A 13,770-nucleotide genomic window follows, 5' to 3' on the forward strand; every position below is an offset into this window, starting at 1 on the left:
CAGACGGCCTTTATCAGTTTCAAATCATCAATCCTGAACCAAATGAACCAAAGGCAGAGCGGTCGTGTTTTTAATTTCTTTCAACACAAAACTCGATTGCGCATCTTGCACGCCGTGGTGCGAAAGCAGCGTGTCCAAAACAAAATGGGAAAACGCGTTCATATCGGTAAAAAAGGCATGGAGCAGATAGTCGGTTTCACCCGTTAAAGCAAAGCAGCTCAATACTTCAGGCCAAGCGCGGACAGATTCGGAAAAATCCTCACGCGCATCTTTTGCCTTGCTAATCGATACACGGATAAAAGCCTGCAAGCCCAAGCCCAAAGATACGGGAGAAAGCTGGGCCGCGTATTTTTGAATAATGCCCGCATCTTCAAGCTGTTTGAGACGGCGCAGACAGGGAGAAGGGGAGAGCGCCACCTTTTCAGAAAGCTCAACATTGCTCAACCGCCCGTTTTCCTGCAAAACCTGCAGAATCTTTAAATCTGTTTTATCTAAATTCAGATGAGGCATGATGTTTCTCCCAATGTAGGCAATGTATGTTTTAAAAATGAAAAATGCTTAAAAATAAAGACTTGTATGGTTAAATTATATATTGAGTTCAGATGGGCGACAAATTGTCTTATCAGGAGTGTTGCGAATTTGTTTTATGTAGTTGTGAAAAGATGAAGGCCGTCTGAAACTAATCAAGATAAAAGTTTTATGTCATATTAGGATTGGATATAAAGAGGCCGTCTGAAAATGATTTCAGACGGCATTTATTTTCGTAATGTGATGATTCAGGCTCTTAATGACCTTGTTTTGGAGAGTTTTGTTCTTTTGATTTGTTCGTTTTCCGCGTTTGTATTTGGCTTTGTTTGGGGGTTTTCTTCGCAATGTATTTTTGTGTTTTGGGAAATAAGCTTACAAGCTTTGTTTGCAGGATACGGGAAGGAAGTGTGTATCCATGGTGCCACCGCAAGACCAAATTGTTGTACCTTTAGTACTACCTGTTTTTGCAAAACTTGGTGTCAAGTGGATTTCGGTATTCTTCACAGGAACAGCGGCTTGATTACCGATGGCGGCAACAATAGTGCCATTATCTTCAATACGGACAATCTTTACATAGTTACCGACTTTATTGTCGTCTGAAGCGAGTTGCTTGATATTGAGGTCAAGCGGCAAGCTGCCTTTATCCGCATAGGCTTCTTCGACGTAGCTTTTCATACTGCCTGCCAGCATAATGCCTTCTGCTACTTGTGCTCTGGCAACATAGTTTTGGTATGCGGGAAGAGCTGCTACTGCCAAAATGCCGATGATGCCGATAACAATCATCAACTCAATCAGGCTAAAGCCGGTTTGGGCGTTGCGTAGTTTTTTCATTTTTTGAGTATGTCGTTTTCTTATTTTTATTTTATAAAGCAAATCCCATAATTATTATGGGATTTGCTTTGAGTCGAATATCTTTTGTTAGATATTTAAATTAGATTAGCTAGCTTATTTTTTCGCAGCTGGGCGGCAAGAAGAAGGTAAGAATTTTGTATCTACACCTTTGGTTTTTCCTGGAGTACAAGTCCAAGTGAAGGAGCCTTTGGAGTTTGCTGCTTTATTAGTAATTTCGGGCGATAGAGAAATAGTTGCATTTTGGATATCTTTATTTACATCTTTATCTTTCATTGTTGCTGTCAGAACACCATCAGCTACATTAACTTTAGCAACGTATTTACCTTTAATATCAGTAGCCGCTGCAATACCTGCCGCTTTATTGTCTTTAGGCCAGTCACCTTTATCTGCATAGTATTCGACAATAGCAGACTTTTGACCTTCCATCAAAGTGATGGCTTCAGAAACTTGGGCACGTGCAGTGTAGTCTTGGTATGCAGGCAGGGCGATAACTGCCAAGATGCCGATAATCGCGATGACGATCATCAATTCGATCAGGGTAAAACCTTTTTGGATTGCTTTCATTGATTAAAACTCCAGTTTGAAAGTGTGAATAATTATGTTTAATTTAAGTAAAAAGTCCGTAATGTGCTTGGCACTATGTATTATGAGTAAACCATAAAGTAAGAAGGAATATACAGCTTCCGTCGGGCTTGCTGCTTTGAGGCTTGGGCCTTATCGGACGTGTTGTTTCAAGCAGTCTGTGTGCCAAGTGCGCAAAATTGATTAAAAAATTTATTTTTTATTTTTTGTTTATTGTTTTTATTGGGTTTATTTTTTAATTTTTAAGTTTTATGAGGTTTTGTTTGAAAGTTTCAGGATTTTAAGGAAATAGGGGGTTGACGTTTTTTGTCAGTTTTGTGTTTTTTGTGACAGGAAAGGGAGATAAGTTTGGGTGTGTGACGTTTTTTGTCAGAAATTAAGCTTGTTTAATAATATGTTAATTGATTTAGATGGGCGGTATCTTTATGGATTAATCGGTAAGTTTAATATTTTTTTATTTTATTTTTTTGTTTTTTATAGGTTTTATTTTGTATGCGTATTTTGTTTGAATACGGATAAGGAGAAAATTTGGAAGGAAGGATTTTTAAAGAGGGTTTGGTGTAATAGATGAATGAAAATTTGTTATTGGAATTATATTCATTTGAGTTATGATTTTGGAATGTAGTTTTATGTCAGAAGGAAGTTTTGGTTCGCATTTTAAGGCTTTGGATTTCTTGAGTGTTTTAGAAGGGTATATTCAGGATGTTTATATGTTTGGATGTGATTAGGGTGAGCAAAAATGCTCACCCTATGTTTTTAAGATGTTCAGACAGCCTTTATGGGGTCAAGACTTCGATCAATGCCTGTTTTAGGGTGTTTTGGGTTTGCGGGTCTTGGAGGGATGGGCTGTAGGTGATGAAGCTGTCCTCAATGCGCTGATCCAAGGTGGTGATTTTGGCGTAGCGCAGACTGATGTTGTGTGCGAAGAAGGTCTCGGCGATGTCGGCGAGGAGATGGGGGCGGTTGACGGCGGTGATGTCTATGGTGTGCCAGCCGGGATAATCTTCTTCGGGGGTGATGATTACGGTAGGCGGAATAGGAATATGGCGGATGCGGCGGCTGATGTGCGGGCGGCCGCTTTGTTTTTGGACGGTGGTATTGCCGTGGATGAAGCTGTTGAGTTCGGCTTCGAGTGCGCTTTGGCGGTCGGGATATTCTTCGGGCGGGAGATTGTCGGGAAGTTGCAGGATAAAGGTGTCGAGGATGTAGTCGTGCTCGGTAATGAAGGCGCGGGCGGCTTGGATGTCGAAACGGTGGCTGCTGAAGATGCGGCAGAGGCGTGCGAAGAGGCGGTCGCCATTGGGCATGAACACCATGACTTGAAGGCTGTTGCTTTGGGGAAGGATACGGCTGCGGACGGCCGGACTTTGGGTGTCGTAGGCGAGGTTTGCGGTGTGCCAGAGGATTTCCCGTGTCTGATGGCGGACGTAGTATGCGCTGCCGAGGATGCGGCGGAGTTTTTGTTGGTTTTTGAGGGGAACGGCCGCACGCGTGAGTTGGTCGGCCACGGCTTGTTCGCGTCGGTTGGGGAGGCGTTCGGGATCGTGTTTTTTGCTGTTTAAAACGGCGGCGGTGCTGTGGTAGAGGGTTTGGAGCAGGCTGGCGCGCCATGTGTTCCAAAGTTTTGGGTTGGTGCCGCGGATGTCGGCAATGGTAAGCAGGTAGAGTGCGTCGAGGTATTCACGTGTGGGAATACGGCGGCAGAAGGCTTGGAGGACGTGCGGGTCTTGGATGTCTTCTTTTTGGGCAACGGTAGACATGAGCAGGTGGTTTTCAACCAGCCATGCGAGGAGGTGGCTTTCTTCTTCGGTGTAGTAGTGGTCGGCGGCGAATTGTTGGGCGTCTTTGATGCCTTCTTTGGCGTGATCGCCGCCGCGGCCTTTGGCGATGTCGTGCAACAGGGCGGCGGTGTAGAGGATGTGCGGTCGTGGGTAGGCCTGCATGATGGCGCTGGCCTCGGGCATTTCGTGGCTGTGGGTTTCGATGGCGAGACGGCGCATATTGCGGACGACGGTCAGGATGTGGTCGTCTACGGGGTAAATATGGAAGAGGTCGTGTTGGAGCAGGCCGGTGATTTTTTCCCATGCGGGGAGATAGCGGCCAAGTACGCCGTAGAGGTTGAGAAAACGGAGAGTTTGGGTAAGGCCGGTGCCGTGTTTGAAGAATTGGATGAAGCGGCGGCGGTTTTCTGGATTTTGGGTAAAACGGGTGTTGATTTTTCGTGTGGCCGCCCACCATGCACGGAGGGTTTGCGGCTCGATGGTGGTGATGTTTTGCTCCTGCATGGTTTGGATGATGGTGAAGATGTGTTCGGGATTTTGTTCAAACAGGGCAAGATCGTTGGCGGCGATTTGGTGGCCGATACGTTTGTAGTGGCTGTCGATGGGGTGGATATGTTGGGGACGGCTGGAGGTTTGATGGTTTTTGAGAACCGGAATAAGAATGCCGTTGAGTTGTTTGATGGCTTTGGTGGCGCGGTAGAAGGTATGCATCAGGGCTTCGCTTCTGCCGCGGATGTCGGGTTGGGTATAGCCTAAGCTTTCGGCGACTTGGGACTGGTAGTCGAAAAGCAGCCTGTCTTCGGGGCGGTCGGCGGTAAGGTGGAGGTGAATGCGGATGTTGGCGAGACGGCGATAGCCATGGGCTAGCATGCCGGCTTCGGTGCGTGTGAGGACGCCGGCGGTAACGAGGGCGGTGGGGTTGCTGTCTATGCCTTGTGCTTTGGCTGTCCAAATCAGGGTGTGGATGTCGCGCAGGCCGCCGGGGCAGGTTTTGATATTGGGTTCGAGTTGTGCGCCTGTGCCTTGGGATTTGGTATGGCGTTGCTCCATTTCGAGGAGTTTGGCTTCGATAAAAGCGGCTGTGTCGCGGCGTGTATTGAGTTTGTTTAGAAGTTGGGCAGTAAGGTCGGCATTGCCTTGGAGATGGCGTGCTTCAAGAAAGGCGGTTTCGCCGGTAATGTCGTTTTGGGTACTTTGGAGGATTTCTTCTATGCTGCCGCTTTTGATGGCCGGATTGAGGCGTGCGTCCCAAAGGGTTTGGATAAGTTGGGCGGTTTGTTGTTGCAGGCCGTCTGAAAATGTGGCCGAAGAAATAATCGCTAAGTCCCAGTCGGAATGGGGATAGAGTTCGCAACGCCCAAAGCCACCGATGGCAATCAGGCTGATGTCGTTGCTGTCGGGGAAGTGGATTTGCCAGAGGGTTTGCAGCAGGGTTTCGGCAGCGGCGATATGGTCGCGGAAGTAAGCGGTAGGGCGGTTGTTTTGGCGGTAGGCAGTTTCTGCTGCGGCTTTTTGCTGCTGGTAGGTTTGGATGGCTTGTTGGGCGGCGGTCATGATGGTGTCTGGCTGTGAATTAGGCTTGGGTGTCGGCAGGCTCGGTCATTTGGCGGAGCATTTCTTGTGGAGGAAGGAGGAGTTTGTAAGGGGCGATTTTGAGTGCGGATGCGATTTTTTCGATGTTGGAAAGGGCGATGTTCCAGCGTTTGCGCTCGACGGCGGAAACGTAGGTGCGGTCAAGTCCGCATTGGCGTGCAAGTTCTTCTTGCGACCAGCCGTGATTAACGCGATAGAGGCGCATGTTGTAGGCGATAACGGCACGGAGGTCTTGCGGATCGGGCAGGCTTGGCGGGGGAGTGAGTTTGTTGACCATGGTATTTTAAGTTTGTGGTTTGAACGATAAGGGGATTTTATACTATTTTCGTGAGGGGAAAGGAAAGGCCGTCTGAAAGTTTTCAGACGGCCTGAAAGAGGGTAGGTATAAAAAAAAAGGGGGTGGCTTTCGGCCACACCCAAACACACACACATCAAGAGGAAAGAAAAATCATTTAATAAGAGAGCTGGCTCTTATCGAGGAAACTGGAAGATTCGGGCATGGCCCTGAAGCATTGAAAGGCATTATAAATGAAAATAGGGTCAGGGTATTGATACAGGTCAATTCGGGCTTGATTTAGAAAATATATTTTTAGGATAGTGGAAATAAATTAAAAATAAGGTTTGATTGTGAATAAAAGTCATTAGGCCGTCTGAAAAATGGGTTTCAGACGGCCTGATCGGTTTAAAGGCTGCTACTTATATAAATTAAGCATTAAGCCAAACCTTTATCTTTGGCTTCTTGCAGGCGGGCTTCAAAGTTGCTGAGGTTGACACCTGCCTGTTCGGCTGCGGCAACTACTTCGGCTACGGATGCGCCGTGTTGCACTTGATGATAACCCCAAAGCAGGGAGCAACGAGTGCCGGTGCGGCAGAAGGCAAGAATGGGAGCCGGAGATTGTTGCAACAGATTTTGGAAGGCTGTGACATCGGCTGCATTGATTTGAGGCGCAACGACGGGCTGGTGGGAAAATTGGTTGATGCCGTCCTCTTTAAACCAGTTTTGCACTTCGGCAAAAGTCGGTTGGTTTTCTTCTTCGCCGTCCGGGCGGTTGCAGATGATGGTTTTGATGCCGAGACGTACGGCTTCTTGGACATCTGCTTCGGTCAGTTGGGGGGCGATATAGAGGGTGTCGGTCAGTTTACGGATGGGCATAGTTTTTCCTTTCTTTATATTAAATGGATATGTTGATTTCAGACGGCCTAGGAAGTGGCAGGCCGTCTGAAGTTTTATTTAATGATTGTACAACCAGTTTTCGAGTTTTTGGCGATCGGTAATATGCAGCAGGGCGGTATTGGCTTCTGCCGCTTGAACTGTGATGCTGGTTTCGCGCAACAGGCCTTGGCGGAAGAAATGGATGGTGGTGCGCGTGCTGATAGGCAGTTTGCTCCACTGCGTTGCAAGGTCGTTGCAGGCATAGCCGCCTAAGGCGATGATTTTGTCTTGCGAGCAGAGTCCGGCATTTTCTGCGCTGCCGCCATTGAATACATGAGTCAGGACGGCATGGTCGCTGTTTTGTTTGAAACGTGCGCCCAAATCATTGGCGGGGACAACCGATTGGGGTTCGCTTGCAAATGCTCCTCCGTGTTGGCGGGGCAGTGGGATAAAGTCAAGTTTGACACCTACGCTTTGCAGGTATTCTGCGAGTGGAAGGTCTTCGGTGCTGTATAAGGCCGTCTGAAAGAAGGTTTCTAAATCTAAACCGGTCATTTCTTGGCAACGGGATTGCCAGTGTTTTTCGGGTATGCCTTGATGGGTGTTGCACCAATCGAGATAGTGTTGCTGCATCACGCTGTCGAGGGTGTATTTGCCTTGGCTTTTCTCACGGATGATGAGGTCGAGGCAAAGTGCGGCCAGTGCGCCTTTTTGATAGTAGCTGACGATGGCGTTGGGGCTGTTTTCGTCTTGTTTGTAGAACTTGTCCCATGCGCTGAAACTGGATTGGGCAAGTGTTTGTTTCAGACGGCCTTGTGTCTGCTGGACGCGTGTGATGCCTTGTGCAAGCAGGGTAAGGTAGGCTTCGGGGCTGATGGTTTTGCTTCTAGCAAGAAAGAGGTCGTCGTAGTAGGAGGTAATGCCTTCAAATGCCCAAAGTTGCTCGGTATAGTTTTCTTGGTCGAGATTGTAAGGTGCGAAGACAGCCGGTTTGATGGATTTGACGTTCCATGCGTGGAAGTATTCATGGGAGAATAGACCGAGTAATTCGGTATAGGCTTTGTCGGCTTCGCCCATATCGTAAGATGGCAGACTGTGGCGGTCGGCAAGAAGGGCGGTGCTGCTGATGTGTTCCAGTCCGCCGTAGAGGTTGTCTCCCAGATGTAGTAGGAAAAGGTATTCGGTAAACGGGGCAGGGGAAGGGAACATCGCCAACTCGGTTTCGCAGATTTTTTGAATATCGGCGAGGAAGCGGGTGAGGTCGAAATCGGGGTAGATACCGCTTAATGCAATACGGTGGGGAATACCTTGTGCTTCAAAGTCGAGGAATTCGATGATGCCTGTTTCAACAGGGTGATCAATAAGCTCGGCATATGAGGCCGTCTGAAAAGTGGTCGCCGAAATTTGTGGCAGGGTTGTGGCTATCTGCCATGTGTGTGGCAGGGTAGGAAATTCGACTTGGTGCGGTTGTTCCTCTTGTCCGTGCACTTTTAAGAATAGGCACGCGCCATCAAAAAAGCCGCGCTCGGTACTGAGGAATGAGCCGCGAACAGACAAGTCGAATGCGTAGACGGTGTAGTAAATTTCCCACGCTCCATTGAGGGCAGGGGTTTGCCAATAGTTTTTGCTGGTTTGTGTCAGTGGCTGGGCTTTGCCGTTGCAGCACGCGTTGATGTGTGTGATGTGGCGGGCAAAGTCACGGATGAGGTAGCTGCCGGGAACCCAGTTTGGCAGGCTGATTTCTGTTTCATAATCATTAGGTTGAGTGAATGATAAGGTGATGTGCCATTCATGAGACAGAAAGTTGGGGGTAATTTTGTAATTAATCATGGCTATTGGTTAATTTGCTAAAGTTTATTAAGAATAAGGGGGTTTAAGGGGTGGGCTTAATCTATATCAATAAAACTGTATGAAAAAGGGGGCTTGAAAAAATACCACGTCTGATTTAATGCGTATGTTTTAATAATTTATTGATTATAAAAGAAATGAATTTATGTCTTACTAAATATTTTATGCAATGTGGAATGTAATTTTGCTTGGCATGTTGTGGTGTCTATGTTAAATTTAGAAAAATTTGAGCCTTGGCCGTATTGCGCTTTTCGTAAATGCAGGGGTTGGGGTGAGATAAAAATTTTTTATACCCATAATTTATGGAGACTTCCATGGACACACAAACTTATAACTACAAAGTGGTGCGCCAGTTCGCCATCATGACTGTAGTTTGGGGTATTGTGGGCATGTTGGTCGGCGTTATCGTCGCTGCCCAGCTTTTTGCTCCGGCCCTCGATTTATCCAATATCGGACCTTGGTTCCACTTCGGTCGCCTGCGTCCTCTGCACACCAATGCGGTTATTTTTGCATTCGGCGGTTGCGGTTTGATCGGTACATCATACTACGTTGTTCAACGTACATGTAATACCCGTCTGTTTGGCGGTTGGCTGCCTGCATTTACCTTCTGGGGTTGGCAGGCTGTTATCGTGGCTGCGGCCATCAGCTTGCCTATGGGTTACACCCAAGGTAAAGAATACGCCGAGTTGGAATGGCCTATCGACATTTTGATTACGCTGGTGTGGGTTGCCTACGCCATCGTATTCTTCGGTACGATTGCCAAACGTAAAATCAAACATATTTACGTTGCCAACTGGTTCTACGGCGGCTTTATCTTGGCCGTTGCGCTGTTGCACATCGTCAATAATATCAGCATCCCTGCCGGTTTGATGAAATCTTACCCGGTTTACGCAGGTGCGATTGATGCGATGGTTCAATGGTGGTACGGCCACAATGCGGTGGGCTTTTTCCTGACAGCCGGCTTCTTGGGTATGATGTACTATTTCGTACCAAAACAAGCAGGCCGTCCGATTTACTCTTACCGCTTGTCCGTCGTCCACTTCTGGGCTTTGATTTTCACTTATATGTGGGCTGGTTCTCACCACTTGCACTACACCGCGTTGCCTGACTGGACTCAATCTTTGGGTATGGTATTGTCTTTGATCCTGTTTGCGCCTTCTTGGGGCGGTATGATCAACGGTATCATGACTCTGTCTGGCGCATGGGACAAACTGCGTACCGACCCGATTTTGAAATTCTTGATCGTTTCTCTGTCTTTCTACGGTATGTCTACCTTCGAAGGTCCGATGATGTCTATCAAAACCGTTAACGCTCTGAGCCACTACACCGACTGGACTGTTGCACACGTTCACGCCGGCGCATTGGGCTGGGTGGGCTTTGTAACCATCGGTTCCGTTTACTATATGATTCCCCGCTTGTTCGGCAAAAATGAAATGTACAGCACCAAATTGGTTGAGGCGCATTTCTGGATCGCGACCATCGGCGTGGTTCTGTATATCGCTGCAATGTGGATTGCCGGCGTAATGCAAGGTCTGATGTGGGGTTCTTTGAATGACGATGGCACGCTGACTTATTCCTTCGTTGAATCCGTAAAACGTACCATGCCTTACTACATGATTCGTTTCGCCGGCGGTCTTCTGTACCTGAGCGGTATGTGCATCATGGCATATAACGTTTACCGTACTGCTATCAGTGGTAAAGCAGTTGATGCTGAGATTCCTGCGGTTTCTCAAACTCAACACCACTAATGACAAGAAAGATAGGCTACCAAAATGAAATTACAACAATTAGCTGAAGAAAAAGTCGGCGTACTGATTGTATTCACCCTGCTTGTAGTCAGCGTCGGCCTTCTGATTGAGGCTGTTCCGCTGTTCTTCACCAAGGCAGTTACCGAACCTGCACCCGGCGTGAAACCATACAACGCCCTGCAAGTGGCCGGTCGTGATATTTATGTGCGCGAAGGCTGCTACAACTGCCACTCTCAAATGATTCGTCCATTCCGTGCAGAAACTGAACGTTACGGTCATTACTCTGTTGCCGGTGAGTCTGTTTATGACCATCCGTTCCAATGGGGTTCTAAACGTACCGGTCCGGATTTGGCTCGTGTTGGCGGCCGTTATTCCGATGAATGGCACCGCATCCACCTGCTGAACCCGCGCGACGTTGTGCCGGAGTCCAATATGCCTGCATTCCCATGGCTCGCACGAAATAAAGTCGATGCCGAGGCAACTGTGGCGCATATGAAAGCCCTGCGTAAAGTGGGTACACCTTACAGCGATGAAGAAATTGCCAAAGCACCTGAAATGCTGGCTAACAAATCAGAGCTGGACGCTGTTATCGCCTATCTGCAAGGCTTGGGCTTGGCATTGAAAAACGTAAGGTAACATCATGGACGCTAACTGGGCTCGCTCGCTCTTTACTGTTTGGGTATTTATCAGCTTTATTTTAGTTCTCTATATTGTGTTCAATAGACGCAATAAGAAAAACTATGACGATGCTGCCAGCAGTATTTTCGATAATGACGAACAAAGGCCGTCTGAAAAGGACGATCAAGCTCAGTCAGTCCGTGATCACGGAGCAAAATAATGAACACAACATCCCAATTTACCAGTAGTTTCTGGAGTATATATATTGCCGTTATCGTCGTGCTCAGCTTCATCGGCCTGGCTTGGCTTCTGCTTTCGCAAAACGTTGTGAAACGCCCTAAAAAAGGCGAAGAAGTAAAAACCACAGGTCATGAGTGGGACGGCATTTCGGAGTACAACAACCCTCTGCCACGTTGGTGGTTTTGGCTTTATGTCTGCACATGGCTGTTTGGCGTCGGCTACCTGATTATGTATCCAGGTATTGGCGATTACAAAGGCCTGTGGGGCTGGAGCAGCCATGGTCAATATGAAGAAGAAGTTGCCAAAGCCAATCAGCAATACGGTAAAGTGTATGCTAAATTTTCCAATATGCCGATTGAGAAAGTGGCTAAAGACCCTGAAGCTCGTGCTATTGCACAAAACCTTTTCAATACCTACTGTATCCAATGTCACGGCTCAGATGCCAAAGGCTCCAAAGGCTTCCCGAATTTGACCGACGACGATTGGTTGTGGGGCGGTGAACCTGAAAAAATTCAGGAAACCATTGAAAAAGGCCGTACTGCCTCTATGCCGGCATGGGGTCCTGCTTTGGGTGAAGAAGGCGTGAAAAACGTAACACAGTATGTTATGTCTCTTTCTAAACCTAAGGGTCAATATGACGAAGAACGTGCAGAGCGTGGTAAAGCCCTGTTTAGCGGCCCACCTGCCAACTGTTTCACTTGTCACGGCGACAAAGGTCAAGGTATCCAAGGCCTCGGCCCGAACCTGACTGACGATGTATGGTTGTGGGGCGGTACTCAAAAAGCGATTACCGAAACCATTACCAACGGCCGCAGCAGCCAAATGCCTGCTTGGGGTCACTTCCTCGACAAAGACAAGCTGCACATCATGACCGCTTATGTTTGGGGTTTGTCCAACAAAGACGGTAAAAAAGCTCCTGCTAAAAAAGCCGAGCCTGCTCCGGTAGCTCAACCTGCCGATGCTTCTGCTCCGGCGGCTGCTTCAGCTCCTACTGCCGATAAAGCTGCTTCAGATGCTAAAGCTGCTCCAGCTGCTGAAGCCAAACCTGCTGAAAAAGCAGAAGCGGCTCTGGTTAAGGTAGATGGCAAAGCTGTTTTTGAAGCCAACTGTAAAACATGTCATGGCGGTTTGATTCCAGGCGCTCCTGTCGTAGGTAAAAAAGAAGACTGGGCTCCTCGCATCAAACAAGGTAAAGACACTTTGCACAAACACGCGCTTGAAGGCTTTAATTCTATGCCGGCTAAAGGCGGCAATGGTAGCCTGAGCGATGATGAAGTTAAAGCAGCTGTAGACTTTATGGCAAACGAGTCTGGCGCAAAATTCTAATTTTGAGTCGGATTGAAAAAAGCGTACCTAATAAGGTACGCTTTTTTATATTTGATAAAACCAGACATATCAAAGAGGTGAAATATATAAGGCCGTCTGAAACATTCAGATGGCCTTTGTTCTTGGTTCAACCAAAATTAATCAATCCAAAGTGGACGTACTGCGTTTCAGGAACCATTCGCTGAAAGGCCACTCGACGCTGTCGAGTAAGTTTTTGGTAATTAACCCCAGTTCCGTATCGCCTTCAATTTGCAATTTACGGTTGAAAAATAAGGTATCGGGATCTTCCTCGCGCATCATCATGCGCATGAAGTCTATACCGTTGGCGGCCAGCCTCAGATCGGGGGTACCGCTGAAGTTGTCATCCAGGAATTTTTCCGTATTGGCACTAAACCGCACTTTAATACCGGCATCCAAAACTTCGATTTCGAATTTTTTTCCGGCAAAAAGTTCCATATCGGCAGGCAGTAAACCTTTTTTCAGCATGGTATTCAATACGGAGACTAAAACAAAGCGCGGAGGTTTGCCGGGAAGTTTGGTACCGATTTTTGCCATCCATTTGGGTAATATGATTTCAGGCAGCGCCATAATATGCCTCCTTCACGGTTTCAATACCGGGCTGACCGCGCCAATAGCCGTCAACCAGTGTTCCGGTAGTCAGTCGTTCCAACTCGGGGCGGACATCTTCCCATGTGGCTTTTCCGTCCAATACATCGCGGTGAATTTGGATAATTTCAGCCATGCTGTGCATTTGTGGCGACAGTCTGAGCATATTCACGCCGATTTTATTCAAGTCTTCATGGTGGGGCAGTAGGTTTTGGCAGTCGTAAGACATGGTTTGGATGCCGTTGATGGTGAGAAACGGCTGGCCTTCTCGCGTATTCATGGCCATACCGTGCTCGTGGTCGAGGCAGCGGAACTCGCAACTGTCTTTATTCAGATTGTAATGGCGGGCGGTAAAGCAACGTGATGAATAGGCGAGCGGCATTTTACCCCAAGCGAAGAGTTCGGTTTCAATGCCGTCTGAAGCCTTGATGATTTCGGCAACCTTATCGCGGCTCAGCTCGGACGGTGCAATCCAGCGGAATGCCCCTAATTTTCGGAATACGTCCAAAGTGGTTTCGTTGTAGATATTCAGGCTTGCACCGGCAACAAACGGAATGCCATGTTCGCGTGCCAATTTGACCGCACCCATGTCGTTGGCTTCAACTTTAAACTTTCCCTGCTCCGTGATTTTGCGCAGGCGTTTCAGATCGGATTCGCTTTCGAGCAGGACTTGTGAAGAAAGAATAATCTCCTTACCGCTTTCCGCCAAGTCTTCAGCCAGTCCGAACCAGTCGGCAAAGCGCATTTTCTGACGGCGTGAGCAGACTACCTCGCCCAAATAGACCGTATCCAACGGCGTATCCAGCATGGAAACGTAAAATTCCAGTAGGGCTTCTTTTTGCCAGAAAAATAAAATAGGGCCCAGCGACAATTTCAATGAATTCATTTTTTTCCC

The 13,770-nt window shown here is 47.7% G+C and carries 13 protein-coding genes; 4 read left to right on the plus strand and 9 right to left on the minus strand.

Annotated features, from left to right (window positions below; genetic code table 11):
* Positions 1 to 27 precede the first annotated feature (27 nt).
* The 7 genes from ACTHUR_RS06755 to ACTHUR_RS06785 all read right to left on the minus strand — a co-directional run bounded on the left by ACTHUR_RS06755 (position 28) and on the right by ACTHUR_RS06785 (position 8,319).
* Positions 28 to 510, minus strand: a complete 483-nt coding sequence (locus ACTHUR_RS06755) for an Lrp/AsnC family transcriptional regulator (RefSeq protein WP_003684427.1) — start codon at positions 508 to 510, stop codon at positions 28 to 30.
* Positions 511 to 900: 390 nt separating this feature from the next.
* On the minus strand, positions 901 to 1,359 hold the full coding sequence (locus ACTHUR_RS06760) for a pilin (RefSeq protein WP_150540648.1): 459 nt from the start codon (positions 1,357 to 1,359) through the stop codon (positions 901 to 903).
* A 114-nt stretch (positions 1,360 to 1,473) separates the two neighbouring features.
* Complete coding sequence (locus ACTHUR_RS06765) at positions 1,474 to 1,944, minus strand: pilin (RefSeq protein WP_150540649.1); 471 nt, start codon at positions 1,942 to 1,944, stop codon at positions 1,474 to 1,476.
* A 794-nt stretch (positions 1,945 to 2,738) separates the two neighbouring features.
* The gene (gene glnD, locus ACTHUR_RS06770) at positions 2,739 to 5,297 is read right to left on the minus strand and encodes a [protein-PII] uridylyltransferase (protein ID WP_150540650.1); all 2,559 of its coding nucleotides are present in this window, start codon (positions 5,295 to 5,297) and stop codon (positions 2,739 to 2,741) included.
* A gap of 19 nt (positions 5,298 to 5,316) precedes the next feature.
* Positions 5,317 to 5,613: a helix-turn-helix domain-containing protein gene (locus ACTHUR_RS06775; RefSeq protein WP_003680870.1), complete on the minus strand. Its 297-nt coding sequence runs from the start codon at positions 5,611 to 5,613 to the stop codon at positions 5,317 to 5,319.
* A gap of 435 nt (positions 5,614 to 6,048) precedes the next feature.
* Entirely contained in the window at positions 6,049 to 6,489 is a 441-nt protein-coding gene (locus ACTHUR_RS06780) for a TIGR01244 family sulfur transferase (protein WP_150540651.1), read from the minus strand.
* A 78-nt stretch (positions 6,490 to 6,567) separates the two neighbouring features.
* Positions 6,568 to 8,319 carry a M61 family metallopeptidase gene (locus ACTHUR_RS06785; RefSeq protein ID WP_440361201.1) on the minus strand — a complete coding sequence of 584 codons (1,752 nt, stop codon included), beginning with the start codon at positions 8,317 to 8,319 and terminating at the stop codon, positions 6,568 to 6,570.
* A 332-nt stretch (positions 8,320 to 8,651) separates the two neighbouring features.
* Between ACTHUR_RS06785 and ccoN the strand changes: the two genes are divergently transcribed.
* Genes ccoN through ccoP form a run of 4 tightly spaced genes read left to right on the plus strand, consistent with a single transcriptional unit; the run spans position 8,652 to position 12,269 of the window.
* Positions 8,652 to 10,085, plus strand: coding sequence for a cytochrome-c oxidase, cbb3-type subunit I (gene ccoN / locus ACTHUR_RS06790; RefSeq protein WP_440361200.1), 1,434 nt, complete (start codon positions 8,652 to 8,654; stop codon positions 10,083 to 10,085).
* A gap of 24 nt (positions 10,086 to 10,109) precedes the next feature.
* Complete coding sequence (gene ccoO, locus ACTHUR_RS06795) at positions 10,110 to 10,721, plus strand: cytochrome-c oxidase, cbb3-type subunit II (RefSeq protein WP_003748778.1); 612 nt, start codon at positions 10,110 to 10,112, stop codon at positions 10,719 to 10,721.
* Positions 10,722 to 10,725: 4 nt separating this feature from the next.
* Positions 10,726 to 10,923 (plus strand): cbb3-type cytochrome oxidase subunit 3, encoded by a 198-nt coding sequence (locus ACTHUR_RS06800; protein WP_003748776.1) that lies wholly within the window; start codon positions 10,726 to 10,728, stop codon positions 10,921 to 10,923.
* Entirely contained in the window at positions 10,923 to 12,269 is a 1,347-nt protein-coding gene (gene ccoP / locus ACTHUR_RS06805) for a cytochrome-c oxidase, cbb3-type subunit III (RefSeq protein ID WP_440361199.1), read from the plus strand. Before ACTHUR_RS06800 ends, ccoP begins: the two co-directional genes overlap by 1 nt.
* Positions 12,270 to 12,410: 141 nt before the next feature.
* On the opposite strand, the gene ubiT is transcribed toward ccoP, so the two are convergent.
* Positions 12,411 to 12,857: a ubiquinone anaerobic biosynthesis accessory factor UbiT gene (gene ubiT, locus ACTHUR_RS06810; RefSeq protein ID WP_070814897.1), complete on the minus strand. Its 447-nt coding sequence runs from the start codon at positions 12,855 to 12,857 to the stop codon at positions 12,411 to 12,413.
* Positions 12,844 to 13,761 carry a U32 family peptidase gene (locus tag ACTHUR_RS06815; protein ID WP_440361198.1) on the minus strand — a complete coding sequence of 306 codons (918 nt, stop codon included), beginning with the start codon at positions 13,759 to 13,761 and terminating at the stop codon, positions 12,844 to 12,846. The genes ubiT and ACTHUR_RS06815 overlap by 14 nt, the downstream gene beginning before the upstream one ends.
* Positions 13,762 to 13,770: the final 9 nt, after the last annotated feature.

Source organism: Neisseria sp. P0021.S007 (assembly GCF_051956855.1).

What these genes read in the sequence shown, in the direction of transcription:
- ACTHUR_RS06765 (WP_150540649.1), bottom strand. Translation starts at nt 1,944, where the DNA reads ATGAAAGCAATCCAAAAAGGTTTTACCCTGATCGAATTGATGATCGTC.
- ACTHUR_RS06775 (WP_003680870.1), bottom strand. Translation starts at nt 5,613, where the DNA reads ATGGTCAACAAACTCACTCCCCCGCCAAGCCTGCCCGATCCGCAAGAC.
- ccoO (WP_003748778.1), top strand. Translation starts at nt 10,110, where the DNA reads ATGAAATTACAACAATTAGCTGAAGAAAAAGTCGGCGTACTGATTGTA.
- ACTHUR_RS06760 (WP_150540648.1), bottom strand. Translation starts at nt 1,359, where the DNA reads ATGAAAAAACTACGCAACGCCCAAACCGGCTTTAGCCTGATTGAGTTG.
- ACTHUR_RS06780 (WP_150540651.1), bottom strand. Translation starts at nt 6,489, where the DNA reads ATGCCCATCCGTAAACTGACCGACACCCTCTATATCGCCCCCCAACTG.
- ACTHUR_RS06815 (WP_440361198.1), bottom strand. Translation starts at nt 13,761, where the DNA reads ATGAATTCATTGAAATTGTCGCTGGGCCCTATTTTATTTTTCTGGCAA.
- ccoP (WP_440361199.1), top strand. Translation starts at nt 10,923, where the DNA reads ATGAACACAACATCCCAATTTACCAGTAGTTTCTGGAGTATATATATT.
- ubiT (WP_070814897.1), bottom strand. Translation starts at nt 12,857, where the DNA reads ATGGCGCTGCCTGAAATCATATTACCCAAATGGATGGCAAAAATCGGT.
- ACTHUR_RS06755 (WP_003684427.1), bottom strand. Translation starts at nt 510, where the DNA reads ATGCCTCATCTGAATTTAGATAAAACAGATTTAAAGATTCTGCAGGTT.
- ACTHUR_RS06785 (WP_440361201.1), bottom strand. Translation starts at nt 8,319, where the DNA reads ATGATTAATTACAAAATTACCCCCAACTTTCTGTCTCATGAATGGCAC.
- glnD (WP_150540650.1), bottom strand. Translation starts at nt 5,297, where the DNA reads ATGACCGCCGCCCAACAAGCCATCCAAACCTACCAGCAGCAAAAAGCC.
- ccoN (WP_440361200.1), top strand. Translation starts at nt 8,652, where the DNA reads ATGGACACACAAACTTATAACTACAAAGTGGTGCGCCAGTTCGCCATC.
- ACTHUR_RS06800 (WP_003748776.1), top strand. Translation starts at nt 10,726, where the DNA reads ATGGACGCTAACTGGGCTCGCTCGCTCTTTACTGTTTGGGTATTTATC.